Below are 26,408 nucleotides of genomic sequence, written 5' to 3'. Positions count from 1 at the left end.
CTAGCTTCACGTTCGGCGCGGTTTACCGGCACTCCGAGCAGGTGCCGAAGATTTCGATGGTGTGGCTGACGTCGGAGAAACCGTGCTTGGCGGCCACCGCGGTGGCCCACTCCTCGACCTCGTGATCGCTCACCTCGATGGTGGACCCGCAACTGCGGCACACCAGGTGGTGGTGATGGTGCTCGGAACATCGGCGGTACACCGACTCGCCGGTGTCGGTGCGCAGCGTGTCGATCAGGCCCGCGGCGGCCATCGACTGCAGCGTGCGGTAGACGGTGGTCAGCCCGATGTTCTCGCCACGGCGGCGCAGCTCGTCGTGCAACTCCTGGGCGGAGCGGAAGTCGTCGAGGGTCTCCAGCAGGGTGGAGATCGCGGCGCGCTGCCGGGTGGAGCGGACACTGACTCCTGCCCCGTCGCCGGACGGCGTCATGGGCGCGGCTCTTCGCCGGCGTGGGCGACGGCGTCGACCACGATGTGCGCGAGGTGATGATCGGCGAGCCGGTAGAGCACCTCGCGTCCGGACCGCTCCCCGGCGACCACACCGGCCGCCTTGAGGATCTTCAGGTGCTGGCTGACCAGCGGCTGGGGCACCCCGAGCGCGTCGACCAGCTCGTGCACGCAGCGATGGGACTGGCGCAACTGCAGCACGATCGCGATCCGCACCGGCGCCGCCAGCGCCCGCAACAGCTCGCCGGCGGCGTCGAGGATGTCCCGCGGCGGCGGGACGGGGTAGTCGGCCGGACCGGGGTGGCCCGCGGCGGCGAGCCCGTCGTGGTCGTGGGCGGGCAGGCCCGGCTCCGGTCCCATGTCGCCGTCGGTGGCGGCCGGCATCGAGGCAGGTGAGGGGGACATCGTCATGGGAGCGGCATCACCTCGAGAAGTGCCAGGTAGTGGGAAAGCATCCGCCGTTGAGTATCGCGACCGGCCGGCTTCCACTGTCACATGCATGATGACGCATGTCAAAGGTGGCGGGGCCGATCGCTACCATGACTGATGCTCTGCGCACCGCGGTCGATCGCCGCGCGTGCCCGCCCGAACCCGGAAAGGGAGTGCACCGCCTCGTGGCGTCCGTCATCGACACCGTAGTGAACCTGGCCAAACGGCGCGGCTTCGTCTATCCCTCGGGGGAGATCTACGGTGGCACCCGCTCGGCCTGGGACTACGGCCCGCTGGGCGTGGAGTTCAAGGAGAACATCAAGCGGCAATGGTGGCGCTCGGTGGTCACCGGCCGCGAGGACGTCGTCGGCCTGGATTCGTCGATCATCCTGCCCCGCCAGGTGTGGGTGGCCTCCGGCCATGTCGAAGTCTTCCACGACCCGCTGGTCGAGTCGTTGATCACCCACAAGCGCTACCGCGCCGACCATCTCATCGAGGCCTACGAGGCTAAACACGGCCACCCGCCGCCCAACGGGCTGGCCGACATCCGCGACCCGGACACCGGCGAACCCGGCCGGTGGACCGAGCCGCGCGAGTTCAACATGATGCTCAAGACCTACCTCGGACCCATCGAGACGGAGGAAGGCCTGCACTATCTGCGCCCGGAGACCGCGCAGGGTATTTTCGTCAACTTCGCCAACGTGGTGACGACCGCACGCAAGAAGCCGCCGTTCGGTATCGGCCAGATCGGCAAGAGCTTTCGCAACGAGATCACCCCGGGCAACTTCATTTTCCGCACCCGCGAGTTCGAGCAAATGGAAATGGAGTTCTTCGTCGAGCCCTCGACCGCCAAGGAATGGCATCAGTATTGGATCGACACCCGGCTGCAATGGTATGTCGAATTGGGTATCGATCCGCAGAACCTGCGGCTGTTCGAGCATCCCGCCGACAAGCTGTCGCACTACTCCGACCGCACCGTCGACATCGAGTACAAGTTCGGCTTCGCCGGTAACCCGTGGGGCGAGCTGGAGGGGGTCGCCAACCGCACGGACTTCGACTTGTCCACGCACTCAAAGCATTCCGGGGTCGACCTGTCCTTCTACGACCAGGCCACCGACTCCCGCTACATCCCGTACGTGATCGAGCCGGCGGCCGGCCTGACCCGGTCGTTCATGGCCTTTCTGATCGACGCCTACGTCGAGGACGAGGCGCCGAATGCCAAGGGCAAGATGGAAAAGCGCACCGTGTTGCGGCTGGACCCGCGGCTGGCTCCGGTCAAGGCGGCGGTGCTTCCGCTGTCGCGGCACGCCGACCTGAGTCCCAAGGCCCGCGACCTGGCGGCCGAGTTGCGCCGGTTCTGGAATATCGAATTCGACGACGCGGGCGCCATCGGCCGGCGGTATCGGCGCCAGGACGAGATCGGCACACCGTTTTGCGTGACGGTGGATTTCGACTCGCTGGAGGACAACGCCGTGACGGTGCGCCGGCGCGACGACATGTCCCAGGAGCGGATCGGCATGGACGCCGTGGCCGACTACCTGTCGGCGCGGCTCAAGGGCTGCTAGCGCCGTCGTCGCCGACGCCTCCGCAGGACCGGATTCGGGAAATAAGGTTTGCGTAAATTCCGGCTTCCAACGCTAAGGGTGCCTTAGGATCTGCTCTGGGGCATAAGTCGATAACTAGTCGCCATGGGCGGATGTCGGGCCGTCCGTTGCAGGAGCCGTTAACTCGGCCGGTTGGGGTTGCGAATGATTCCCGCGTTTGTGTTCTTCCCTCCCGAGATCAACTCGGCCCTGATTGCGGGAGGCGCGGGCTCCGGACCCCTATTCGAGGCGGCCTCGGCCTGGGACGGGCTGGCCGCCGAATTGTCGTCGTCGGCGTCGTCATTCCAAACCGTGGTGACGGATTTGGCGGCGGGTCCGTGGATGGGGCCGTCGTCGGTGGCCATGACCGCGGCCGCTGCGCCCTATGTGCAGTGGCTGATCATCGCAGCGGCCCAGGCGGAAGTGGCCGCGTTGCAGGCCCGGCTGGCGGCGCTGGCCTTCGAGGGGGCGTTGGTGGCGACGGTCCCGCTGCCGGCGGTGCTGGCCAATCGGGCCAGGCTGCTGGTGTTGATCGCGACGAATTTCTTCGGCCAGAACACGGCGGCGATCGCGCAGACCGAGCTCGAGTACGTCGAGATGTGGTTGCGGGACGTGGCCGCCATGCTCGGGTATCACGCCGGCGCGCAATCGGCGGCGCAGGCCCTGCCGGCGTTCACGGTGCCCCCCGCCGGCCTGGGCGGCGGCGCGGCGTCCGCGGGCCTGGGCGGCCTGGCCGGGTTGGTGAGCGCACCGCTGAGCTTCGCGTCGCAGTTCTTCGAGGGCCTGTCCTCGCTGGGAACGGCGTTCGCCACCCAGCTGCAGTCCGTGTTGGCGGCGCTGCCGCCGGCGGTGTCGTCGCTGACCTCGTTGATCACCTCGACGCCGGTGGCGACGTTGACATCGGTGGCGCAGGCCGGGATGTATCCGGCCACCGCGCTGATGACGCCCATGGTGACGCTGGCCCAAAGCACCGCCCCGGCGGCGGCGCCGGCGGCGACACCCGCGCCGGCGCTGGTGAACACCGCCAAGATGCCCGTCGAGACCCCGCATGCCGCCGCCAACCCATTGGCCGACCTGCAGCCGCTGGCCGGTGGCGGGCTGGGCGCCCTGGGGGTGGCCTCGGCGGGCCTGGGCACCGCGCGGTTCGTCGGGGCGATGGCAGTCCCGCCGACCTGGCAGGGGTCGATGCCGGCGTACATCGCCACCCCCGCGATGTCGGGCGCGCCCGGCGCGGCGCCGATGACGGCGGCGACAACGGGTTCGACCGGTTCGAGCAGCGGCGTGCCGGTGACCGCGATGGCGGTGGGGGACAAGAAGCCCGAGGGCGAGGACCGCGCGACCCGGGCGGAGGTGGTGCGGTCCCGGCCGAAGGTGGTGCCCCGAAACCGGCCCGGATAACGCCGCGCGGTGCCGCTGTGGCAGATGTGCATGAAGTGCATTGCGGCGCGAATTCGGAATTCTTCGGCCGGCGCGAAAACCGCGCACCGGCAAAGCCGAATTCGTCCGCCGTGTCGGTCAAACCGGAGCCCGGCGCCCGCTGCCCGCGGTGTCCCTGCCTCGCCCCGCAAGACGTCCCGCGGTCGCCGACCCGTCCGGCGCTCGGGGTTGCCCCGACCCCGCACGCCGTTCCCGGGCAGCGGAACCCCGTGCGCGGCAAGGGTTTTACCGCTGCCGGCGCGTACGAGGGATTACCGCGCAGCCACCGGTCGGCGGCGTGTCGCGCTGCGACGGTGCACCGCCCGGGGCCGGACGTCGGCGGCCGATGCCGTTCGACACACGCGTAACGTAAGGAAAATCAGCAATTCCCGCATATTCTCTTCGGTTTGTCTTACGATGTGAACCGGTTGGTGTAAATAGGTTCGCCACAGCGTCCGAACGCTTCGATCGGCTGTGGAAGGGGGCAGGGGTGCTGTTGCCTCTTGGTTCGCCGTTGCCGGATGACACGGTGTCGGCAGTACGCGGTGAGTCAGGCGTGCTGGGTGGCTTGTCGGTCCCACTCAAATGGGGCGTGGCCGTTCCACCCGACGACTACGACCACTGGGCGCCGAAGCCGGAAGCGAGCGCCGAGGCCGTCGAGGAGACGGCCGAGATGCCCCGCCCGACCGCGGTCGCCGACGGGGTCTGGAGCGGGTGGGACGGCGAAGCCGTACCGCGCACCGCGGGCGTCATACCGCATTCCCCGGCCGCCGGCTGAGCCCCGCTAGCACCGAAAGTCCCTGCGGGGGCTGGTTTCTGGTCGCTCAGAATCGGCCGCCGCCACCCAGGAAACCGCCGCCGGAGGAACTCGTGCTGCCGCCGAACGACGCCGGGCTCCAGCCGCCGAACCCGCCGCGCATGCCCGAGCTCAGCAGGTCGCCGACGATGATGCCGCCGAGCATCGCGCCCATGTCACCGCCCCCGCCGCGCGGATAGGCGCGTCGCGCCGCTTGCACGTCGCCGTTGGCCAGCGACTGGGCCTCGGTGGCCAGCGTCGACGCCGCGTTGGCGTGCGCGATCGCATCGGCCGGGTCCGTCGCCCGCCTGTCCGCCGCGGCGTGCAGGTGCCGTTGCGCCTCGGCCAGCCGGGTGCGGGCCTCCGGCCCGATGCTGCCCCGGCGGGTGTCGATGTAGTCGGAGACCGCCCGCACCCGCGATTGCGCGGTGAACAACGCCTGCTCCAGCGACCGGGCGAGTCGCTCGGCGGCGGCCCGCTCCTGAGCCACGGCGGCCCGCGTCGGCCTTGGTCAGCTGCCCGAACGCGCCCAGCGGATCGTCGGGCGCACTGGCGCGTGCGCCCTCGACGGCCCTGGTGGCCGCGTCGCGCGCGGCGGCCAACTTGGCGGCGTGGCCGGATTTGGTGTCGCGGGTGGCGGCCAGTAACTCCGCGGCGCGCTTGATGTCGTTTTCGATATCGGCCATCGCCGAAGGCAATTGGTCGATCGCGTGCCGGATGTCACCGGCCGCGTGGTCCACCGCGTCGAGTAGCGACCGGGCCTGCCCGAGCGCCGACTCGGCGGCGCGCACCGCGTCCACCAATCGGCCTTGCTGTCCGCTGACGGCCTGGCCGGCGAGCTCGCGGGCGGTGCCGATGTTGCGGTCGGCGAACGCCAGCCGCTCCTTGGCCGCCGTGACATTGCCGGACACCGAAGTCAGTGCGGCAGCGCTGAACTCGTTGTGCAGCGCCGCCAGCTGTTGCTCGGCCGGGCCGATGCGGGCGGTCAGTTCGACGTACTGCTGCGTCAGCCCGTCCAGCCGCGACGGGGCGTTGATCACCAGATCGCGCAGGCCCTCGAAGGCCTCGGTCTGCGATTCCAGTTCGCGGTCGGCGCGCGCCGCCGACACGATCACCTGGGTGAGCAGCTCGCGGCGCTGCGCGGGCGTCTCCGGCATGCCGTCATCCAATTGCTGGCGCACCGTAAACGCTTGGGAGAGAGCGGCTTTGGCGTTGGTGACGGCCTGGGTGAACGGTTGGGTGCGCTGGTCGCCGAATTCGGCGACGGCCAGGTCCAGTTCGTTGGCGCTGGTGCGCAACGCGTTGTCGACGTCGACCACCAGCGCGCGGGACAGGTCGTCGAGTGTCGGCAGCGGCAGCGCGGCCAGCGCGTCGAGGTCGGTGGGGTCGAGGCGGCGCGCCGCGGCCAATGCGGCGGCTCGGCGGCGCCGCCCGCGATAACGCATGACCAGCAGCAGAGCCATCACCGCGACGAGAAGGGCCGCCAGCGTCGCCAGCAGGATCACCCGGCCCGACGAGCCGGGCGCGGTGTCGAGCCCGGTGGCCGCGGCCACCGCCGCGCCGCTCCAGTCGCCGTCGTGCAGGGCGGGCTCGATCTTGTTGTGCCGCAAGGCCTCGACTCGACTCTGGTTGACGCCCCTGATGGTGGGCGGCACCAGGAAGGCGTAGGCGCGGTCGGTGGTGGCGACGGCCAGCAGCGCGTCGTAGTCGCCCAGGTCGCTGGTGCGCAGGGTGTCTTGTGCCCACCGGGTCGCGGTCTGCCCGGAGAAGGTGTCGACGTAGACCACCCACAGCCGGATGTGGCGGTCGGTGTAGAGCTTGTCGACGGCGGTGGTGATGGCGTTACGGCCGGAATCCGATAGCACTCCGGCGGTGTCGGTGAGGTAGTCGGACAAGCGCAGTGGTGGTTGCGCGCCGGCCGGCGGTGCCAGCAGACCCGCGCTGAGGCCGACCGTGAGGAGCGCGGCGAGCACGGCGAGCAGGCGAGCTGTGCGCATAGGGTCAATCTAGCCCCGCGACAATTCGGGCCGGAGGGCCCGATGAGGAGTGGGGCAATCGAACACAGCCCCGCGACGATTCGGGCCGGAGGGCCCGATGAGGAGTGGGGCAATCGAACACAGCCCGGCGACGATTCGGGCCGGAGGGCCCGAGTCGAGCCGGACTCGGGCGGGCATTCCCTGGCAGACTGTGCGTCGGTGACCAGGAATCAGCACGACCCCTACGACGACTTCGACCGTCAGCGACGGGTGGCCGAAGCGCCCAAGACTGCGGGTCTGCCGGGCACCGAAGGTCAGCACCGTACCGACTTCGCCCGCGACCGCGCCCGCGTGCTGCACAGCGCCGCGCTGCGCCGCTTGGCCGACAAGACCCAGGTCGTCGGGCCGCGAGAGGGAGACACGCCGCGTACCCGGCTGACGCACTCGCTCGAGGTCGCCCAGATCGGTCGGGGGATGGCGGTGGGGCTGGGTTGCGATCTCGACCTCGTCGAGCTCGCGGGGCTGGCCCACGACATCGGCCACCCGCCCTACGGCCACAACGGCGAACGCGCCCTCGACGAGGTCGCCGCGGCATACGGCGGGTTTGAGGGCAACGCCCAGAACTTCCGGATCCTGACCAGCCTCGAGCCCAAAGTTCTTGACGCCCAAGGAAATAGCGCCGGGTTGAACCTGACGCGCGCGTCACTGGATGCGGTGATCAAATATCCGTGGCGGCGCGGCGAAGGCCCCGGGACAAGCAAGTTCGGCTTCTACGACGACGACCGGGAAGCGGCGGCCTGGGCGCGCGCCGGCGCCCCGGCCGGCCGGATGTGCCTGGAAGCGCAGGTGATGGACTGGGCCGACGATGTCGCCTATTCGGTGCACGACGTCGAGGACGGCGTCGTCTCGCAACGCATCGACCTGCGGGTGCTCGCCGACGACGACGAGGCCGCGGCCCTGGCCAAACTGGGCGAGAGCGAATTCTCCCGGGTGGGCGCCGACGACTTCATGGCCGCCGCGCGCCGGCTGTCGGCCCTGCCGGTGGTCGCCGCCGTCGGCAAGTACGACGCCACGCTGGCCTCCTCGGTGGCGCTCAAACGGTTGACCAGTGAGCTGGTCGGCAGGTTTGCCTCGGCCGCCATCGCCACCACCCGCGCGGCCGCCGGACCCGGGCCGCTGGTGCGCTACCGCGCCGAGCTCGCGGTCCCCGATCTGGTCCGCGCCGAGGTGGCCTTGCTGAAAATCCTGGCGCTGCAGTTCATCATGTCCGATCCCCGCCATCAACAGACCCAGGCCGGGCAGCGTGAACGCATCCACCGGGTGGCGCACTGGCTGTATGCGGGGGCGCCGCGAACGCTGGATCCGGTCTTTGCCGCCGCGTTCAACACCGCGGCCGATGACGGCGCCCGGTGGCGGGTGATCGTGGATCAGATCGCCTCCTACACCGAGGGCCGGCTGGAACGCATCGACGCCCGCCAGGCCGGTCCGTAGCGCCGCGCCGGCGACAAGTCGCGCGGCCCGGGAAGCGGCGCGGGCGCGGCGAGTTAGGCTCCCCGATATGAAGAAAATCAGCGGCTCGCCCTGCATCGCCACCCTCTTGATGGGGCTTCCGGTTCTCGCCATGACCGCGTGCAGTTCACCGCAGCACGCGAGCACCCAGCCGGGCACCACCCCGCCGGTGAAAAGCGCCGCACCCACGTCCTCCGGTGCGACGACCACCCCGGCGCCCGGCGGCGGGGCGCTGACCGCGGAACTGAAGACGCCCGACGGCCGGTCGGTGGCCACCGCGACCTTCGACTTCACCGGGGGCTACGTCACCGTCACGGTGAAGACGGTGACCAACGGGGTCCTGACGCCCGGCCTGCACGGCCTGCACGTGCACGAGATCGGCAAGTGCGAGCCGAACTCGGTGGCCCCCACCGGCGGTGCGCCCGGGAACTTCCTGTCCGCCGGCGGTCACTACCAGGCCCCCGGCCACACCGGCAAGCCGGAAAGCGGCGATCTGGCCACGCTGCAGGTGCGCCAGGATGGCGCGGCCTATCTGGTCACCACCACCGATGCGTTCACCCGCGACGAGCTGTTGGCCGGTAACAAGACTGCGTTGATGCTGCACGGCGCCGAGGACACCGAGAACGCGATGGACCGGGTTGCCTGCGGTGTCATCGGTACCGGATAGCTTTTCCGTACCCGGCGCGCTGCGCGCCTTACACTGAGCCGATGTCCAGCCCGGCAGGTTCACGCGCCCCGGGCGATGGCCGTGCCCGGGGCCGGGGCCGGATTCCCGACCGCGACATCGCCGCCATCCGCGAACGGGTGCGCATCGATGAAGTGGTCGGCGATTACGTCCAATTGCGGCGTGCCGGTGCGGATTCGCTCAAGGGCCTGTGCCCGTTTCACGACGAGAAGTCGCCGTCGTTTCACGTCCGCCCCAACCACGGGCACTTCCACTGCTTCGGCTGCGGCGAGGGCGGCGACGTGTATGCGTTCCTCCAGAAGATCGAGCACGTCAGCTTCGTCGAGGCCGTCGAACTGCTCGCCGACCGGATCGGCCACACCATCACCTACTCCGGCCCGGCCACCAGCGTGCAGCGCGACCGCGGCAGCCGCAGCCGGCTCATCGCGGCCAACGCGGCCGCGGCGGAGTTCTACGCGGCGGCGCTCGAGTCCGACGAGGCGGCGCCGGCCCGCCAGTATCTGACCGAACGCAACTTCGATGCCGAGGCGGCCCGTCGCTTCGGTTGCGGATTCGCACCGTCGGGCTGGGATACGCTGACAAAACACCTGCAGCGCAAGGGTTTTGAGTTCAAGGAGCTGGAGGCGGCCGGCCTGTCGCGGCAGGGCCGGCGTGGCCCGATGGACCGGTTCCACCGGCGGCTGCTGTGGCCCATCCGCAGCTCGGCCGGCGAGGTGATCGGGTTCGGCGCCCGCCGGCTGTTCGACGACGATCCGATGGAAGCCAAGTACATCAACACGCCCGAGACGCTGCTGTACAAGAAGTCGAACGTGATGTTCGGCATCGATCTGGCCAAACGCGACATCGCCAAGGGCCACCAGGCCGTGGTCGTCGAGGGCTACACCGACGTGATGGCGATGCATCTGGCCGGGGTCACCACCGCGGTGGCCTCCTGCGGCACCGCCTTCGGCGACGAGCATCTGGCGATGCTGCGCCGACTCATGATGGACGACAGCTTCTTTCGCGGTGAACTGATCTACGTCTTCGACGGCGACGCGGCGGGGCGGGCCGCGGCGCTCAAGGCGTTCGGCGGCGAGCAGAACCTGGCCGGGCAGTCCTTCGTCGCGGTCGCGCCGGACGGCATGGATCCCTGCGACCTGCGGCTGCGCTCCGGCGACGCCGCGCTGCGCGACCTGGTGGCCCGGCGAACACCGTTGTTCGAGTTCGCAATCCGGTCGGCGCTCGCCGAGCTGGACCTGGACAGCGCCGAGGGCCGGGTGGCCGCGCTGCGCCGCTGCGTGCCGATGGTGGCCCAGATCAAGGACCCCACGCTGCGCGACGAGTACGCCCGCCAGCTCGCCGGCTGGGTCGGCTGGAGCGACGTCGCGCAGGTCATCGACCGGGTGCGCAGCCAGTCCAAGCACTCCGCCGGCGCGGGGCGCGGCGGCTCCGGCGGCAGGGTCTCGCGCCGCGCCGAGCAGTCCGCCGCCCCGGCCGGTCCCGCCGCCAGCCGTCCCGACCCCCGCGATCCCACCCTGTGGCCGCAGCGGGAGGCACTCAAGTCGGCGTTGCAGTACCCGGCGCTGGCCGGGCCGGTGTTCGACTCGCTGACCGTCGAGAGCTTCACCCATCCCGGGTACGCCGCCGTGCGTGCCGCGATCGAGGCGGCCGGCGGCACGTCGAGCGGTGTCACCGGCGGGCAGTGGATCGAGGCGGTGCGCGACCGGGCCTCCTCGCCGCTGACGGCGGGGCTGATCAGCGAACTGGGTGTCGAGGCCATCCAGGTCGACGACGAGAAGCTGCCGCGCTACATCGCCGGCGTGCTGGCCCGGCTGCAGGAGGTGTGGATGGGTCGGCAGATCGCCGAGGTCAAGTCGAAGCTGCAGCGCATGTCGCCCATCGAGCAGGGCGACGAATACCACGCGCTGTTCGGGGACCTGGTGGCGATGGAGGCCTACCGGCGCAGCCTGTTGGAGCAGGCTAGCGGGGACGATTAGACGGCGCCAGGGCCTCGTCGGCCGGCTCGGCCTCGCGTTCCATGATGGCGGTCCGGTCGTCGATCTGCGTCAGCGTGACGAACCCGGCGTCGGGCGAGATCCGATTCGCGATCTTGCGCCGGCCCCCTTCGATCACCGATTTGGCCACCGGGCTGCTGGTCAGCGCGCGGTAGGTGCCGACGATCTGCTCGTATCGGCGCCGCCCGGCCTTTGAGCCCAGCACATACCCCAGTCCAAGCACCACGACATACCGGATCAAAGCGTTCCTCCCGACTATCGATGGCTCCATCCTGCCTCACCGGATGGGGTGCAGGCGTCCGCGATCGCCACGGTATGCCACGGGTCACGCTAGTTGGGTGCGGTCGTGCCAGTACGCTAGAGTCGTCCCGCGATCGGGTTAGTCCCCTGTAGCTCAATTGGCAGAGCATTCGGCTGTTAACCGAAGGGTTCCTGGTTCGAGTCCAGGCGGGGGAGCACTTTCTGCAGCGCCCGGCGTCGGTGAGCACGAATCACTTGGGAGACCCGATGGAGTTCCTGGTTGCCGCGACGACCCAGGTTCCCGACGGCACCCCCGCGGAAGCGGTCGACGACCTACGGGCCCGGGAATCCGCACGCTGCCGTGAGCTGGCTCGGCAGGGGCAGTTGCTGCGCTTGTGGCGCGCGCCGTCGCCGCCCGGCCGGTGGCGCACGCTGGGCCTGTTCGCCGCGGCCGACGACAACGCGCTGGAACAGCTGCTCGCCTCGACGCCGCTGCGGGCGTGGCGCACCGAGGAGGTGACGCCGCTGCCGGTGCACCCGAACGATCCGACCGCACGCCTGATCACCCCGGAGCCGGTTTCGGGCGGGGCTGCCGAGTTTCTGCAGGCCATCACCATCCGGGTTCCCGCCGACGCGCCGCAGCGGGTGGTCGACGACGTGCTGGCCCGTGAGGCCGAGCGCGCCGGCGAGCTGGGCGCGCAGGGCTGCCTGCAGCGGCTGTGGTGGCTGCATTCCGGCCCGGGCGAGCCGCGCGTGCTGGCGCTGTGGCGCACCGCGGACACCGAGAGCCTGGCGGCCGTGCTGCGCTCGCTGCCGCTGCACGCCTGGCTGCAGGTGGACACTACGACGCCGCTGCACACCCATCCGGACGACCCGGTCAGCGGCTCACTGGCGGGCCGTTAGCGAATCATCCTGTCGCGCACTGGCTTTCCAGGTCAGCGCCGGGAGCGTTGCCCTGAGCCGGCGCCAGGCCGAGATGCTCGCGCAGCGTAATGCCGCGGTATTCGGCGCGGAAGCTGCCGCGCTCTTGCAGCAGCGGCACCACCTTGTCGACGAACTCGTCGAGACCGTGCGGCGTCAGGTGCGGCACCAGGATGAAGCCGTCGCAGGCATCCGACTGCACGTAGTGGTCGATCTCGGCGGCCACCTGCTGCGGCGTTCCGACGAACTGCTGACGGCTGGTCACCTCGATGATCAGCTCCCGGATCGACAGGTTCTCGGCCCGTGCCCGGGCCCGCCAGGTCTCGGCGACCGTCTTGGGGTCGCCGTGCCGGACCCGGCCGCGGGTGATGGTCGGATTCTCGACGGGCTCGACGTCGGGCAGCGGCCCGTCGGGGTCGTAGGCCGACAGGTCGACGCCCCACACCTGCTCGAGGAATGCGATCGCGGTCGGGCCGCTGACCTGCTGCTCGCGGATGTGGCGGGCGTTGTCGGCCGCCTCGGCGGGGGTGTCGCCCAGCGCGAACGTCGCACCGGGCAGCACCTTGAGCTGCTCGGGGTCGCGCCCGTGGGCGGCGGCGCGGCTCTTCACGTCGGCGTAGTAGCGCTGTCCCGCCTCGAGCGACCCGTGCAGCGTGAACAGGGCGTCGGCGTGCTTGGCGCCGAAGTCCCGGCCGTCGCTGGAGTCGCCGGCCTGCAGCAGCACCGGGTGGCCCTGCGGCCCGGCGGGCAGCGAGGCCACACCGCGCACGTCGAATTGCCGACCGTGATGCTCGACGACGCCGATGCGCGCGGGATCGGCGTAGGTTCCGGCGTCGACGTCGGCGATCACCGCGCCGGGTGACCAGCTGTCCCAGAACTTTCGGGCCACGGTGATGAATTCCTCGGCCCGGCGGTATCGGTCGGCGTGGGCGAGGAATCCGCCGCGGCGGAAGTTCTCCCCGGTGAACGCGTCGGAGGAGGTGACCATGTTCCAGGCCGCGCGCCCGTCCGAGAGGTGGTCCAGCGTCGCGAATTGCCTTGCCACCTCGTAGGGTTCGTTGAAGGTGGTGTTGATGGTGCCGGCCAGTCCGAGGCGTTCGGTGACCGCGGCGAGCGCGGCCAGCACGGTGAAGGTGTCGGGCCTGCCGACGACGTCGAGGTCGTGGATCTTGCCGCGATGCTCGCGCAGCCGCAGACCCTCGGCCAAGAAGAAGAAGTCGAACAGTCCCCGCTCGGCGGTCCGGGCGAGATGCACGAACGATTCGAACGCGATCTGGCTGCCCGCGCTCGGATCGGACCACACCGTGGTGTTGTTCACCCCGGGGAAGTGGGCGCCCAGATGTATCTGCTTGCGGCGACGTGCTTTTCGCGTGGTCATCCGGTGAGCCCCCAGCGTTTGGCGATCAGTTCGTGCGAGCGCAGCCGGTCGGCGTGCCGATGCGTAACCGAGGTGATCACCAGCTCGTCGGCGCCGCTGACCCGGCGCAGCACCTCGAGCCGGTCGGCCACCTCGTCGGGGTTGCCGACGAATTGTGTTGCGGTGCGGTCGGCCACCAGCGCCCGCTGCTCCTCGGTCAACGGATCGCACAGGTCCGGGTCCGGGTAGGGGATCGCGCCCTGGCCGCTGCGGATGGAATACACCCAGTGGCCGTAGCTGGACGCGAGATGGCGCGCGGTGGCGCTGTCCTCGGCGACCACAACGTCGGCCGACACCACCACGTAGGGCCGCGCCAGCCGGGCGGACGGCCGAAAAGCATTGCGGTAGGCCTCGATTGCATCGAGCGCGGTGCCCGGGGTGATGTGGTAACTCGCGACGAACGGAAGCCCGCGGGCCCCGGCGACCTCGGCGCTCTGGCCGCGGGTGCTGCCGAAGATCCACGGCGTCAGCTCGGCGTGCTCGCCCGGCACCACCTGCAGCCGATGGCCGTTGACGGCATAGCTGCCGTCCAGCATCGCCTCGATGTCGGCGATCTGTTCGCCGAAGTCCGCGGGTTGTGCGCACGGCGGGGCCAGGACCGACGACTGCGCCCGGATCCGTTCGCTTTTCATCAGCGCCGTCTGGTCGAAGGGGGCGGGGATGACGAGCCCGTCCGTCTCCCGCCACGGCCGGGCCTCGGGCGGGGAGGCCGCGGTCGGCGACGCGGCCACCTCGGCGCGACGCTGCCCGGATCGGCCCAGCCCCATGTCGATTCGGCCGGGATACAGCGCGTCGAGAATGCCGAAGTTCTCCACCACGGCGACCGCGGTGGTGTGGCCGATCTGCACCGCGGCCGTCCCGACCCGGATGCGCGACGTGGCCGCGGCGATCTGGCCGATCAGCGTCACCGGTGCGGAGCTGGCCACCGCGACGAAATGGTGCTCGGCGAGCCAGTACCGGTGATAGCCCCAGCGCTCGGCGTGCCGGGCCAGGTCGATGGTGTTGCGCAGCGCGGTCGCGGCGTCGCAGCCCGCGCTGATCGGCGCGAGGTCCAGGATCGACAGCGGAGTCACGGTCATGACGCCGCCGTCGCGTAGCGGTTCGGGGCGGGCGCCAATCCCAGCCGCTCGCGCAGCGTCTCGCCGTCGCGGTAGCCGGTGCGGAAACGGCCGGCCCGCTGCAGCCGCGGCACCAGGTCGTCGACGATCGCGGGCAGGTCCAGCGCGTTGACCGCCGGCCGCAGCCGCACCCCGTCGACGCCCGCATCCTGCCAGGCGACCACGAGTTCCGCCAAATCCGTTGCGCTGCCCGCGAATACCCGTGCGTCCGACGAGATGGCCGCCGCGGGGGTCAGCGGATGCCCGACCAACGACACCACCAGGTCCGCGTACACCCGGATCGCCCGGCCCGCGGCCCGTCGCGCCCGGTCGACCTCGGCCAGGATCGCCCGCAGGGAGTCGTCGTCGCGAGGCGTGACGAAGACCAGATCGGCATTGGCGGCGGCGAATTCGTACACCGGGGGCGTGTGCGCCAGCGCCGCCACCACCGGCTGGCCCTGCGGTGGCCGCGGGGTGATGGACGGGCCCTTGACCGAGAAGTACTTGCCGGCGAAGTCGATGTAGTGCAGCTTGTCGCGGTCGATATAGCGACCGGTGGCGACATCGCGGATGACGGCGTCGTCTTCCCAGCTGTCCCAGAGCCGGCGCGCCACCTCCACGGCGTCGGCCGCCTCGTCGAACAGCTCGTCCACCCCGGGGACCGCCCGCCGCCCGAACAACGCCGCTTCCTGCTCGGTCGCGCTCACCCGCACCTGCCAGCCGGCCCGGCCGTGCGAGATATGGTCAAGCGTGGCAATCGCTTTCGACACGTGGAACGGCTCGGTATGGGTGACCGTCGCCACGGGAATCAGGCCGATGTGTTCGGTGACCGACGCTACCCGGGCCGCCACCAGGGTGGCGTCGGCGCGTCCCACCAGTCGCCGCGGCGAGATCTCGGCCCGGCGGCCCGGCTGCGCGTCCAGGCTGTCGTCGATGGTCAGGAAATCCAGCAGTCCGCGTTCGGCGGTGCGGGCCAGCGCCGCCCAGTATCGGCCGCTGAATTGCCCGCCGCCGGTGGCGTTGTGCGCGAACGCGTATCGCCACGCCTGCGGGTGCCAGCCGTACCCGTCCAGCGCCACGGCCAGGTGCAGCTCGGTCATGACCGACCCCGGAAACGTGTCAACGGCTCACCTTCGCGTTGTGTCGATAACTCACTGTGCAACGCTGGGCGCGGCAATGCATTCCGGCACCGGGTTAAGTTCAGCCTGAGTAATACTTCGCCGAGCTCAGCCGGGGTGAAACGCCACCATCCGGGTTAGGTGCAGCGTGGGCGAATCGGCTGCGCACGACTCGGAGGCGTCGCGGGCAAAGCCGTTCGGCCGAACCGCCTTTGGCGGCTCACGCTCAGATGGAAAAGTCTTCGCCGTACCAGACGCCCGCTTCGGGCCGACGGATGACCCGACCGGTCTGTGATCCGTCGACCTTCGCCTCGAGCTTGGTCACCCGGGTCAGCAGCGATTGCAGGCTGACCCCGACCAGATCGGGCATCAGCGAGTCGTCCGGACCGCCGGGGCCGGGATGGGTGCGGGCGATGACCTGCCCGGGCACGCCCACCACCACAGCGCTGGAGGGCACCTCCTTGACCACCACGGCGTTGGCGCCGATGCGGCTGTCGTCGCCGATTTTGATGGCGCCCAAGACTTTTGCCCCGGCCCCGATGATCACCCGGTCGCCGATGGTCGGATGACGCTTGCCGGTGTCGCGGCCGCTGCCGCCCAGAGTGACACCGTGGTAGATGGTCACGTCCTCGCCGACCTCGGCGGTTTCCCCGATCACCACCCCCGTCGCGTGATCGATGAACAGCCCCGGCCCCAGCACGGCGCCGGGGTGGATCTCGACGCCGGTCAGGATCCGGGTGATCTCGGCGCAGATCCGCGCGGCCAGCCGGGCGCCGCGCCGCCACAGCCAGTGGTTGACGCGGTGACCCCAGATGGCGTGCACGCCCGGGTAGGCGAAGATCACCTGCAGCGTGGTCGGAGCGGCCGGATCGCGCTCCCGGGCCGCCCTGATGTCACGACGGATGGCTGCCAGCATGCTAATCGGCCAGGTCGGCGAACAGCGGCGTGCTCAGGTACCGCTCACCGAAGTCGGGGAGCACGACGACCACCAGCTTGCCGGCGTTCTCGGGCCGGCGGGCCACCTGCAGGGCGGCCACCAGCGCCGCGCCCGAGGAGATGCCGACCAGCAGCCCCTCCTCGGCGGCCAGCCGGCGGGCCAGCGCGATCGACTCCTCGTTGCCGACGGCGATGACCTCGTCGACCAGATCCATGGCAAGCACCGGTGGCACGAACCCGGCGCCGAGACCCTGGATCGGATGCGGCCCCTTCTGGCCGCCGGACAACACCGGCGACGCGGCCGGCTCCACGGCGATGAACTGCGCCGACGGCTTGCGTTCCTTGATGACTTGGGCGACACCGGTGATGGTGCCGCCGGTGCCGACGCCGGCGACGAAGATGTCGACCTTGCCGTCGGTGTCGCGCCACACTTCCTCCGCGGTGGTGCTGCGGTGAATCGCCGGGTTGGCCGGGTTCTCGAACTGCTGCGGCACGAAATACCGGTCGTCGCTCTTGGCCAATTCCTCGGCCTTGGCGATCGCGCCCGGCATGCCGTCGGCGCCCGGCGTCAGCACGATCTCGGCGCCCAAGGCGCGCAACAACATTCGCCGCTCCACGCTCATCGTCTCCGGCATGGTGAGCACGCAGCGGTAGCCGCGCGCCGCGGCCACCAGTGCGAGCGCGATACCGGTGTTGCCGCTCGTCGGCTCGAGAATGATGGTGTCCGGTTTGATCAGGCCCGCCTGCTCGGCCGCATCGATCATGGCCACCCCGATACGGTCCTTCACGCTGTTGCCCGGGTTGAAGAATTCCAACTTGGCGACGACGTCGGCGACCGCACCTTCGGTGACCCGGTTCAACCGGACCAGCGGGGTGTTTCCGATCAGCTGCGTGACGTTCTCGGCGATGCTCATCTACCTTTTGTCTCCCACGATGTAGGACCAGGCCTCGTCGGCCTGCCAGCTAATATCGAACTCTATGGCCATTTCGGTGGGGATGGCTAGCGCAACGGGGGTAAACCGTTGCGACGCTTCGTCCAGCGCCACCCCGGTGAGCACGCGTCCATGCAGATCGCCAACGGTTTTCGCGGTCAGCGTTATTCCCGAGCCGCCCGGCGCCTCACGTATGTAGAAGTCCGTGCCCGGTTCGACGACCTGCCCGACGGCGAAACCGTCGGCGTCCACCAGTTGGTGGCCGTCGTCGGCGCTGAGCAGCAGCGGGATTCGCACCCGGAAGGGTCCGATCAGCCCGGCATCCGCGGTGGCCTGCCGGTCGTCGAGCAGCAGGGCGTCGTCGGCGTGGTGGACGGCGCGTCCCGCCTGCGCGAGCAGGTAGTTGTACAGGTGCACGACCTTGTCGGCGTTGCGGTAGTGGCGGGCACCGGTGAGCCGGAAGTTGACGTGCTCGATGGTGGGCGTGGCCGTCTCCGACGTTGCCACCAGCCGGTAGTAGCGGTAGCCGCGCCCGCCGCGGCCGTGACTGCTCGACGACAGCGTGCTGCCCTCGCCCAGTGTGCGCTGGTAGCGCCGCTGTCCGGGCTCCAACCTCAGGTGCGAACCCGAAACATCCTGCCACACAACACCATTGGTGGATTTCTGCAGTTTCAATGTGGCGTCGCCCGCCGACGAGCTCCACACCGAGTAGCCGCCGAGCTGAGGTTGGCCGTCGAATTCGAAGGTGAGCACCGGTCCGGGCGCCCGGTGCACCGCGATGGGGACGTTGAGCGGTCGGGTGTCCAGGGCCAGGCCGTTGGTGAAGAACCAGATCGCCGCCTGCGTCGCGGCGATCGCCTCGTGTTCGGTGATGTTGGCCGGCCCGAGCGGATAGCCGGCCTCGCGCACCTGTCGGCTCAGCTCGGCGGTGGAGCGCAGCGGAAACGAGTTGCGCAGGATCCAGTCGACCTTGGCCTCGTGCCCCGACGTGCGCAGATGCGGCAGCGCGGACCAGGAGTCGACCCGGTAGCGGGACGGATGCGCCGGGGCGATGCCGGCGAAATCCAGCGAATAGGCGTGCACGTTCGGGTTGAGCCGGATCAGATCGGTGCGGGCCCAGCTGCCGTCGGCGAACACCACCCGGTCGACGGTGTGCGAATACGTGCCGCCGCGGTAGCGGGTCATCCGGTTGAGCGCGGTGGCCGGTCGCACCACGCAGCGCCGGCGGGTGGCCACCGGCGCCAGGGCGCGGTCGGGCTCGGACAATATGGTCATGAGTCGTTGATCTTCCTGGAAAAGGCTTTCCATCGGCCCGCGTCGTCGCAGCGCCGGACAGCGCCGGCGACACCGCCCGGGCAGGGGCGAGCGCGGGGATTTCTACAGCGTCAGAGGGCTTGCGGAAATCAACGACAACAACAGCAACAACAGGCCACGACGAGGCAGCGCGACGGGGCAAAGCGCGGCTGTAGGCGGTGTTGCATGTCACCACTATAGGTCATCGCACTTGGCCGTTTGTTCGGCTCAGCCCGGCTGTAAGTCTTGGGCGGCGGTGACCGGCTGGCCTAATGTCGGGACTCGTTGAGTCACCGACCACCGCGGGCCGGCGGACTCGGCGCGGCGGAGGGATGCACGGCACGCCGAGCGACGACGCACAACACCGGCTCGGCGCGCGGCCCCGGCCCCGATGGGGCACGATGAATCCACCGATCCGGGCCGCATTTTTCGACCACGCACGAAAGGATCACGATGACGTCGGCTCAAAATGAGTCTCAAGCACTTGGTGATCTGGCTGCCAGGCAACTCGCCAACGCAACCAAGACCGTCCCCCAGCTCTCGACGATCACGCCGCGCTGGCTGCTGCACCTGCTGAACTGGGTTCCGGTGGAGGCGGGCATCTACCGGGTGAACCGGGTGGTCAATCCCGAGCAGGTCGCCATCAAGGCCGAGGCCGGCGCCGGCAGTGAAGAGCCGCTACCGCAGACCTATGTGGACTACGAGACCAGCCCGCGCGAGTACACGCTGCGCAGCATTTCCACGCTGGTCGACATCCACACCCGGGTCTCCGACCTGTACTCGAGCCCGCACGACCAGATCGCCCAGCAGCTGCGGCTGACCATCGAGACCATCAAGGAGCGTCAGGAGCTGGAGCTGATCAACAGCCCCGAGTATGGGCTGCTGGCCCAGGCGACGCCGGAGCAGACGATCCAGACGCTGGCCGGGGCTCCCACGCCCGACGACCTCGACGCGCTGATCACCAAGGTGTGGAAGACGCCCAGTTTCTTCCTGACCCACCCGCTGGGCATCGCGGCGTTCGGGCGGGAGGCCACCTACCGGGGGGTGCCGCCGCCGGTGGTGAGCCTGTTCGGCGCCCAGTTCATCACCTGGCGCGGTATTCCGCTGATCCCGTCGGACAAGGTGCCGGTGGAGGACGGCAAGACGAAGTTCATCCTGGTCCGCACCGGCGAGGAACGTCAGGGCGTCGTCGGGCTGTTCCAGCCCGGCCTGGTCGGGGAGCAGGCGCCGGGGCTGTCGGTGCGGTTCACCGGCATCAACCAGTCGGCGATCGCGACCTACCTGGTCACGCTGTACACCTCCCTGGCCGTCCTGACCGATGACGCGCTCGCCGTGCTCGACGACGTCGCGGTGGATCAGTTCCATGAGTACAAGTGAGTACCGAGCGGTAGACGCCGAAAGCGACCTGCCCATCAGCGCCGCGGAACTCGCCGCGCTGGCCAGCCAGCTGTATGCGGCCAGCATCCGCCCGGGCCCCGACAGCCCGCCGCAGCAGGCGCCGGTGGCACCTCGCGGCAGCGTGCCGGACGCCACGGCGGCGACCTCGGCCGGGCGGACCGCCGCCGGCACAGCCGACGTGTACCCGGGACCGGTTCCGCAGGTCGGTGGGCGCGACGTCTACCTGCCGCCCCCGGCGTCTCCCGCCCCCGAAGCACCCCCGCAGGCGGCGCCGCCCGCCCCGCGCGGCAGCGCGCCGGACGCCACGGCGGCCACGTCGGCCGGGCGGGCGGCCGCCGGCACCAGCGACGTGTATTCGTCATGGGTGCCGCAGCTGGGGGTCGCCGACATCTATCTCGGGGCTCCGACGCCCGCCGGGCCGGAGGCGCCGCCGCAGAGCGCGCCGTCCGCCCCCCGCGGCCAGGTGCCCGACACGACCGCCGCGGCCACCGCCTACGGCGCCGACCTGAGCGCGTTCGCGGTGCCCACCGGCATCGTGTCCACCGCGCCCGGTGTGCAGGCCGGGACGGTGCCGCCCGTCCCCGTCGTGCCGCGGGCCGCGACGGCGCCGTCGTGGCTGCCCGAGGCGCCCTCGGTCGCCGACCTGGGCTGGTCCGACGCACCCGCACCCGATGCGCCGGCCGGCGACGAGCATGACTACCACTTCCTGACCAAAACCGATCCGGTGCCGCAGTTTCGCGACGAGCACGAGGTTTTCGACGTCGCCGCGATTCGCTCGGACTTCCCGATCCTGAAGGAGACGGTCAACGGAAAACCGTTGATCTGGTTCGACAATGCGGCGACGACGCAGAAGCCGCAGGTGGTCATCGACCGGCTATCGCACTTCTACGCCCACGAGAACTCGAACATTCACCGCGCCGCACACGAATTGGCGGCCCGCGCCACCGACGCCTACGAGGAGGCCCGCGACACCGTCGCCGAGTTCATCGGCGCGCCCAGCTCGGAGAACATCGTGTTCGTGCGGGGCACCACCGAGGCGATCAACCTGGTGGCCCACGCGTGGGGCGCCAAGCATCTGCAGCCCGGCGACGAGATCGTCATCACTCACCTGGAGCACCACGCGAACATCGTTCCCTGGCAGCTGATTTCGCAAAAAACCGGTGCCATCCTCAAGGTGGCGCCGATCGACGACGCGGGCAACCTGCTGCTGAGCGAATTCGAGGAGCTGCTGGGCCCGCGGACCAAGCTGGTCGCGGCCAGCCACGTGTCGAACGCCCTGGGCACCGTGGTGCCGGTGGACAAGATCGTCGAGTTGGGTCACCGCTACGGCGCCCGGGTGCTGATCGACGGCGCCCAGTCCATCCAGCACATCCCGATCGACGTCGCCGAACTCGGCGCCGACTTCTTCGTCTTCTCCGGCCATAAGATCTACGGCCCCACCGGGATTGGTGCGCTCTACGGCACCGAGGAGGCGCTCACCGAGACCCCGCCGTGGCAGGGCGGCGGCCACATGATCGCCGACGTCACCCTGGAACGCTCGCTGTACCAGGGGCCGCCGACGAAGTTCGAGGCCGGCACCGGCAACATCGCCGACGCCGTCGGGCTGACCGAGGCGCTGCGCTACGTGCAACGGTTGGGCGTCGAGCGGATCGCCGCCTACGAGCACGCCTTGCTGGAGTACGCGACACCGCGGTTGGCTGACATCCCCGGGGTCCGCCTGATCGGGACCGCGCAGGAGAAGGCCAGCGTGTTGTCCTTCGTGCTGGCGGGCCACGAACCGCTCGAGGTGGGCAAGGCGCTCAACGCCGAGGGCATCGCGGTGCGGGCAGGCCACCACTGCGCCCAGCCGGCCCTGCGCCGACTGGGACTCGAGGCCACCGTGCGCCCGTCGTTCGCCTTCTACAACACGTTCGAGGAGATCGACGTGTTCCTGCGCGCGGTGCGCCGGATCGCCGAGGGTGGCGCCAACGTCGGCTGAACCGCCGGCCGGGCGGTTAAACCCTAAGTGGTTACGCCCCAACCGAATACGCGCGAGGTCAGCAGCACGATGCCCAGCGAGACGGTGGCGACCACGGTCAACCCGATGACCGCGACCACCAGCGGGCGCCACCCGGTGCGGGCGATCTGGCGGATGTCGGTGTTGAGCCCCACCCCGGCAAAGGTCAGCAGGAACGCCCATTTCGACACGTTGGCGAGGTTGGCGGTCTGGCCCTTGGTCAGCCAGCCCGCGGTGGCGATCGCCGAGACCACCAGGAAGCCCAGCACGAACTTCGGGAATTTGGCCCAGATGAAGGCGGCCTTGGCCCGAACCCCCGGGGCGATCTCGTCGGCCTGCCCGCGGCCCGCCCAGAACAGCGCGAAACCCAGCACCACGAAACCGATCAGCGCGTTGCGGGTCGACTTGACCAGCACCGCGATCTTGCCGGCGTGCTCGGAGTACAGGTATCCGGTGGCGGTGGTCTCGGCGGTGTTGTCCACCGAAAGCCCTGCCCACAAACCGAATTCGTGATCGGTCAGCCCGATCGCATGCCCTAGCGGCGGCAACACGAACAGCGACACCGCGCCCAACGCCAGAATCGCGGCGATCGCGTAGCTGACGTCGGAGTTACGCGCGCGGATCGCGCCCTTGGCCGCCACGATGGCCGACACCCCGCAGATGGACGTGCCGATCGCCAACAGCGAACCGAGCTTGCCCGACAACCCGAACCAGCGGGCCACGGCGATGATGATCGTCCCGGCGATGGTCATGTCCACCAGGATCTGCACCAGGCTGATCCCGCCCAGCTTTGCGATGTCGCCCAACACGAATCGCGAACCGAGCGCCACGATCCCGGCCTTCAGCCAGAATTCGTAGGTCAGCACGCCGGGCCGAAAGATCGGGTGCAGCCCGACGGTGTTGGTGATCACCAGCCCGATCACGATGGCCCACAACACATATTCGATGTCGGGCACCGTCCAGTGCTCGTGTTTGGCCAGCGCGTTCCACCAGATCTGGGCGTACTTGCCCAACACCCCCACGCCGATCAGCAGCAGGATGCCCGGCAGGTAGTCGAGCGGGCGGGTGCTGGTGAAGGTGGCGTCCGCTGTTTCGTCTGTTTCGTCGGGTGCGACGCGAACGGTGCTCACGCCGGTCACCACGGAATCTTCGGGAGCACGTCGGCCACCGCCAGCGCGACGATCACGCCCGCCACCGCGGTGGCCCACCAATCCACCGAAACCGACGCCAGCCGCGCCGCCCAGTCCTGCCCACGATCGGGCGCCTCGTGATCGCCGCGATTGTCACTCACCATGTCCGCTCCTCGAGCAACCGGTGGCGGCCCACGCGGGACGCCTGCTGACGGAATCGTGGCGGTCGCGCCCGCCGCATCCAAGCGATTGGCTCGGCCTGAATTTAGCTCCGCCGTATTTCAGGTCGGCAGACCGTATTTCTCCGCGTCGGCGCGGTAGCGGTCCACCCACTCGTCGGAGCGGTGGTCCGCCTGGCGCTCCAGCACCGGTTCGGGCGCCAGTTGCGGGTCGAGCCCCAACTGCTCGAGGATGGCGGCGACCACCTGAGTCAGGTTGCGCCACAACACCGGATACGGGATCTCCATGGGTTTGAGGTCCTCTTCGGCGAACCAATTGCGCCAGCCCTCTTCCTGGGCGCGCAGCATCGTCACGACGTGGGCGATCGCCCCGGCGTGATAGGTGGCGCGCGCGTCGCGCGCCGGGTCGGGCCGGCCCCGCCAGACCCGCGTCTGCACCGCCCGCCAGAACGACACCGCCTGCGAGACCACATCCGGCCGGTAGACGTGAATCAGCAGCGGCTCCTCGCCGATCACATCGCGGATGGCCGCCCGCAGCCCGTCGCCGCTGCGATCCGGCAGGTTCTTCGCACGGTCCAACAGCAGCGGGGTCTGGTTCCACATCAGCTTGCCGCCCCACACCCCGTTCGGGGTCCGGCCGACCGTGCGGATGTAGCTGCGCCAGATCTCGGGCGGAGCCAGGTCCGGCGTGCCCGCGTCCAGCGGATCGAGCAGGCTCAGGATCGACTCGTCGTCGACCCCGGCGAACCATTCCCGCGGCTGCGGGGCCTGGCTGGTGGACGGCAGGTACTGGAAGAACTCCTGAGGCTCGCCGGCCACGCCGGTGGCCCGCAGCGATTCGACCAGCAGCGTGCTGCCGCTGCGCTGCGACGCCAACACCAGGTATGACGACGGGCTGTTTGTCACCGGCAGAGTGTATCCACAACCGGCACTTCTTATTCCTCGACTTGATGCCCACCTGTTCCTGGACGGCCGAAGTTGTGGTCACGCCGACGCAAAACCTTGCCCACGACAGCGGTGCGGCGAATCCTGACGCTCGTCGTAGAAGCGTTGCGTGCAGCACTATTCCGGACGGCGGGTGAAACCATCCGTCCGGTCCCCGTCCACATTTCTTCTGGTTGATTGCAACCCTGACGGCGGACGAGGTCGTGGCCGTAGATTCGCTGAACTATGCGCGAAGCACACGTGAGTGCCGCATGTAAACAGCGCTGTTTGCTTGGGAGCCAGGTGATTACGAACGGATAAACCGTGTTACGAAATATGGGGGTCGGGTTGAGTCAGCGAATGAGCGGGCGAGCACCGTGAACGCGACCGCCATCGCCAAGCCCATGACGGCGCTCGGCCAATTCTTCTTGCTCAGCGCCGAGGCGCTGGCCGCGGCGGTTCGCGGGCCGTGGGCGTGGCGGGAAATTCTCGAACAGATCTGGTTCGTGGCACGGGTTTCCATTTTTCCGACCATCATGTTGTCGATTCCGTACACCGTGCTGATTGTTTTCGTGCTCAACATTCTGCTGGTGGAGATCGGCGCCGGCGACCTGTCCGGCGCGGGGGCCGGGCTGGCGTCGGTCACCCAAGTGGGGCCGGTCGTCACGGCGATGGTCGTTTCGGGCGCCGGATCGACCGCCATGTGCGCCGACCTGGGCGCGCGCACCATCCGCGAAGAAATCGACGCGATGAAGGTGATCGGCGTCAATCCCGTTCAGGCGCTTGTGGTTCCGCGCATCATCGCGGCCACCTTCGTGGCGGTCATGCTCTACGCGGTGGTCGCCGTCACCGGATTGACGGGCAGCTACATCTTCGTGGTCTTCGTCCAGCACGTCACGCCCGGCGCCTTCGTCGCGGGAATGACGTTGGTCACCGGGCTGCCGCAGGTGGTGATCTCGCTGATCAAGGCGACCCTGTTCGGTCTGTCCGCGGGACTGATCGCCTGCTACAAGGGTCTCTCGGTGGGCGGCGGTCCCACCGGCGTCGGCAACGCGGTGAACGAGACGGTGGTGTTCTCCTTCATGGCGCTGTTCTTCATCAACATTTTGACCACCGCGCTCGGGGTGAAGGTGACGGCCAAATGACCGAGATCGCCCGCGAGCCGTCGCGGTTCGCTGCGCTGGGGCCCAGGCTCGTCGAGTCGACCCGCAAGCTGGGGGAGCAGACCGTGTTCTACGGCCAATCCCTGGCCGCCATCGCCGACGCGATACGGCGCTATCCCGGCGAGCTGTTGCGGCTGATCGCCGAGATGGGCATGGGCACAGGCGCGTTGGCGGTGATCGGCGGCACCGTCGGCATCATCGGCTTCCTCACCCTCACCACCGGAGCCCTGGTCGCGGTCCAGGGCTACGACACGCTGTCCAACATCGGCGTGGAGGCGTTGACCGGATTCCTCTCGGCGTTTTTGAACGTGCGGATGATCGCGCCCTGCACGGCGGGCCTGGCGCTGGCGGCCACGATCGGTGCCGGCGCGACAGCGCAATTGGGGGCGATGCGCATCAACGAGGAGATCGATGCGCTGGAAGTCATGGGCATCCGCGCCGTCACCTACCTGGCGTCGACCCGCATCATCGCCGGCATCCTGGTGGTCATCCCGCTCTACGCCGTCGCCGTCCTGATGTCGTTCATCGCGGCGAAGCTGCTCACCATCTACGTCTACGGCCAATCCAAAGGCGTCTACGAACACTACTTCTCCACCTTCCTGCGCCCGAACGACCTGTTGTGGTCGTTCTTCTCGGCGCTGGCGATGGCCACGGGTGTGATGGTGGTGCACACCTATTACGGGTTCACCGCGACCGGCGGCCCGGCGGGCGTGGGGGAGGCGGTCGGCCGGTCGGTGCGGTCGTCGATGATCGTCACCGCCTTTGTGTGCCTAATGATTTCGCTGTCCGTGTACGGGCAGTCCGGCAACTTCAACCTGTCGGGATAGCC

The 26,408-nt window shown here is 69.4% G+C and carries 23 protein-coding genes, 1 tRNA gene and 1 pseudogene; 12 read left to right on the top strand and 13 right to left on the bottom strand.

From position 1 onward, the window contains the following. Positions 1-22 precede the first annotated feature (22 nt). Positions 23-430: a Fur family transcriptional regulator gene (locus MAA44156_RS11800; RefSeq protein ID WP_009976262.1), complete on the bottom strand. Its 408-nt coding sequence runs from the start codon at positions 428-430 to the stop codon at positions 23-25. Continuing rightward, positions 427-807: an ArsR/SmtB family transcription factor gene (locus MAA44156_RS11795; RefSeq protein WP_003878320.1), complete on the bottom strand. Its 381-nt coding sequence runs from the start codon at positions 805-807 to the stop codon at positions 427-429. Before MAA44156_RS11795 ends, MAA44156_RS11800 begins: the two co-directional genes overlap by 4 nt. A gap of 242 nt (positions 808-1,049) precedes the next feature. Between MAA44156_RS11795 and MAA44156_RS11790 the strand changes: the two genes are divergently transcribed. The 3 genes from MAA44156_RS11790 (at position 1,050) to MAA44156_RS23790 (ending at position 4,653) form a co-directional block, all read left to right on the top strand. Beyond that, entirely contained in the window at positions 1,050-2,441 is a 1,392-nt protein-coding gene (locus tag MAA44156_RS11790; protein ID WP_009976264.1) for a glycine--tRNA ligase, read from the top strand. A 183-nt stretch (positions 2,442-2,624) separates the two neighbouring features. Beyond that, the gene (locus MAA44156_RS11785; RefSeq protein ID WP_009976265.1) at positions 2,625-3,857 is read left to right on the top strand and encodes a PPE family protein; all 1,233 of its coding nucleotides are present in this window, start codon (positions 2,625-2,627) and stop codon (positions 3,855-3,857) included. Positions 3,858-4,365: 508 nt separating this feature from the next. After that, positions 4,366-4,653 (top strand): hypothetical protein, encoded by a 288-nt coding sequence (locus tag MAA44156_RS23790; protein WP_029245112.1) that lies wholly within the window; start codon positions 4,366-4,368, stop codon positions 4,651-4,653. Between the two features lie 46 nt (positions 4,654-4,699). On the opposite strand, the pseudogene MAA44156_RS11775 reads toward MAA44156_RS23790, so the two are convergent. Then, a pseudogene (locus MAA44156_RS11775) lies at positions 4,700-6,668 on the bottom strand (TPM domain-containing protein). A gap of 198 nt (positions 6,669-6,866) precedes the next feature. Between MAA44156_RS11775 and MAA44156_RS11770 the strand changes: the two are divergent. From MAA44156_RS11770 to dnaG, 3 genes are all read left to right on the top strand, one after another. Continuing rightward, positions 6,867-8,138: a deoxyguanosinetriphosphate triphosphohydrolase gene (locus MAA44156_RS11770; protein ID WP_009976269.1), complete on the top strand. Its 1,272-nt coding sequence runs from the start codon at positions 6,867-6,869 to the stop codon at positions 8,136-8,138. Between the two features lie 67 nt (positions 8,139-8,205). After that, on the top strand, positions 8,206-8,823 hold the full coding sequence (gene sodC, locus MAA44156_RS11765) for a superoxide dismutase[Cu-Zn] (RefSeq protein WP_009976271.1): 618 nt from the start codon (positions 8,206-8,208) through the stop codon (positions 8,821-8,823). 41 nt (positions 8,824-8,864) lie between these two features. Then, on the top strand, positions 8,865-10,817 hold the full coding sequence (gene dnaG / locus MAA44156_RS11760) for a DNA primase (RefSeq protein WP_009976272.1): 1,953 nt from the start codon (positions 8,865-8,867) through the stop codon (positions 10,815-10,817). Here dnaG and MAA44156_RS11755 read toward each other — a convergent pair. Beyond that, complete coding sequence (locus MAA44156_RS11755) at positions 10,801-11,076, bottom strand: hypothetical protein (RefSeq protein ID WP_003872504.1); 276 nt, start codon at positions 11,074-11,076, stop codon at positions 10,801-10,803. The two genes, dnaG and MAA44156_RS11755, sit on opposite strands and share 17 nt — an antisense overlap. 142 nt (positions 11,077-11,218) lie before the next feature. On the opposite strand from MAA44156_RS11755, the gene MAA44156_RS11750 reads away from it, so the two are divergent. Next, positions 11,219-11,291 (top strand) — tRNA-Asn (locus tag MAA44156_RS11750). Positions 11,292-11,342: 51 nt separating this feature from the next. Then, a complete protein-coding gene (locus tag MAA44156_RS11745) occupies positions 11,343-11,978 on the top strand; it encodes a muconolactone Delta-isomerase family protein (protein ID WP_009976275.1) in 636 nt (211 codons plus the stop codon). A gap of 4 nt (positions 11,979-11,982) precedes the next feature. On the opposite strand, the gene MAA44156_RS11740 is transcribed toward MAA44156_RS11745, so the two are convergent. The 6 genes from MAA44156_RS11740 to MAA44156_RS11715 all read right to left on the bottom strand — a co-directional run bounded on the left by MAA44156_RS11740 (position 11,983) and on the right by MAA44156_RS11715 (position 18,771). After that, positions 11,983-13,374, bottom strand: a complete 1,392-nt coding sequence (locus MAA44156_RS11740) for an NtaA/DmoA family FMN-dependent monooxygenase (RefSeq protein WP_009976277.1) — start codon at positions 13,372-13,374, stop codon at positions 11,983-11,985. After that, positions 13,371-14,492, bottom strand: a complete 1,122-nt coding sequence (locus MAA44156_RS11735) for an LLM class flavin-dependent oxidoreductase (RefSeq protein WP_009976279.1) — start codon at positions 14,490-14,492, stop codon at positions 13,371-13,373. The genes MAA44156_RS11740 and MAA44156_RS11735 overlap by 4 nt, the downstream gene beginning before the upstream one ends. After that, on the bottom strand, positions 14,489-15,610 hold the full coding sequence (locus tag MAA44156_RS11730) for an LLM class flavin-dependent oxidoreductase (RefSeq protein WP_009976281.1): 1,122 nt from the start codon (positions 15,608-15,610) through the stop codon (positions 14,489-14,491). The genes MAA44156_RS11735 and MAA44156_RS11730 overlap by 4 nt, the downstream gene beginning before the upstream one ends. A 244-nt stretch (positions 15,611-15,854) precedes the next feature. Next, positions 15,855-16,544: a serine O-acetyltransferase gene (cysE, locus tag MAA44156_RS11725; RefSeq protein WP_009976282.1), complete on the bottom strand. Its 690-nt coding sequence runs from the start codon at positions 16,542-16,544 to the stop codon at positions 15,855-15,857. A 1-nt stretch (position 16,545) separates the two neighbouring features. Next, positions 16,546-17,478 carry a cysteine synthase A gene (cysK, locus tag MAA44156_RS11720; RefSeq protein WP_003872497.1) on the bottom strand — a complete coding sequence of 311 codons (933 nt, stop codon included), beginning with the start codon at positions 17,476-17,478 and terminating at the stop codon, positions 16,546-16,548. Further along, entirely contained in the window at positions 17,479-18,771 is a 1,293-nt protein-coding gene (locus tag MAA44156_RS11715) for a thioester domain-containing protein (RefSeq protein WP_009976284.1), read from the bottom strand. Positions 18,772-19,242: 471 nt separating this feature from the next. Here MAA44156_RS11715 and MAA44156_RS11710 point away from each other — a divergent pair, with 471 nt between their 5' ends. Then, positions 19,243-20,166, top strand: coding sequence for a family 2A encapsulin nanocompartment shell protein (locus tag MAA44156_RS11710; protein ID WP_003872495.1), 924 nt, complete (start codon positions 19,243-19,245; stop codon positions 20,164-20,166). Continuing rightward, complete coding sequence (locus tag MAA44156_RS11705) at positions 20,153-22,165, top strand: family 2A encapsulin nanocompartment cargo protein cysteine desulfurase (RefSeq protein WP_065371100.1); 2,013 nt, start codon at positions 20,153-20,155, stop codon at positions 22,163-22,165. The genes MAA44156_RS11710 and MAA44156_RS11705 overlap by 14 nt, the downstream gene beginning before the upstream one ends. Before the next feature lie 23 nt (positions 22,166-22,188). Here MAA44156_RS11705 and MAA44156_RS11700 read toward each other — a convergent pair whose 3' ends face one another. The 3 genes from MAA44156_RS11700 to stf0 form a co-directional block, all read right to left on the bottom strand. Next, complete coding sequence (locus tag MAA44156_RS11700) at positions 22,189-23,322, bottom strand: YeiH family protein (protein WP_003872493.1); 1,134 nt, start codon at positions 23,320-23,322, stop codon at positions 22,189-22,191. Continuing rightward, on the bottom strand, positions 23,319-23,477 hold the full coding sequence (locus tag MAA44156_RS23310) for a hypothetical protein (RefSeq protein WP_009976293.1): 159 nt from the start codon (positions 23,475-23,477) through the stop codon (positions 23,319-23,321). The genes MAA44156_RS11700 and MAA44156_RS23310 overlap by 4 nt, the downstream gene beginning before the upstream one ends. 117 nt (positions 23,478-23,594) lie before the next feature. Beyond that, positions 23,595-24,398: a trehalose 2-sulfotransferase gene (gene stf0 / locus MAA44156_RS11695; RefSeq protein WP_003872491.1), complete on the bottom strand. Its 804-nt coding sequence runs from the start codon at positions 24,396-24,398 to the stop codon at positions 23,595-23,597. Between the two features lie 395 nt (positions 24,399-24,793). On the opposite strand from stf0, the gene MAA44156_RS11690 reads away from it, so the two are divergent. Continuing rightward, on the top strand, positions 24,794-25,561 hold the full coding sequence (locus MAA44156_RS11690; protein WP_009976294.1) for an MlaE family ABC transporter permease: 768 nt from the start codon (positions 24,794-24,796) through the stop codon (positions 25,559-25,561). Next, on the top strand, positions 25,558-26,406 hold the full coding sequence (locus tag MAA44156_RS11685) for an ABC transporter permease (protein WP_009976296.1): 849 nt from the start codon (positions 25,558-25,560) through the stop codon (positions 26,404-26,406). The genes MAA44156_RS11690 and MAA44156_RS11685 overlap by 4 nt, the downstream gene beginning before the upstream one ends. Positions 26,407-26,408 lie beyond the last annotated feature (2 nt).

The sequence above is a fragment of the Mycobacterium avium subsp. avium genome (assembly GCF_009741445.1).
GTDB lineage: Bacteria > Actinomycetota > Actinomycetes > Mycobacteriales > Mycobacteriaceae > Mycobacterium > Mycobacterium avium.
This window is presented reverse-complemented; position numbering and strand designations above follow the sequence as displayed.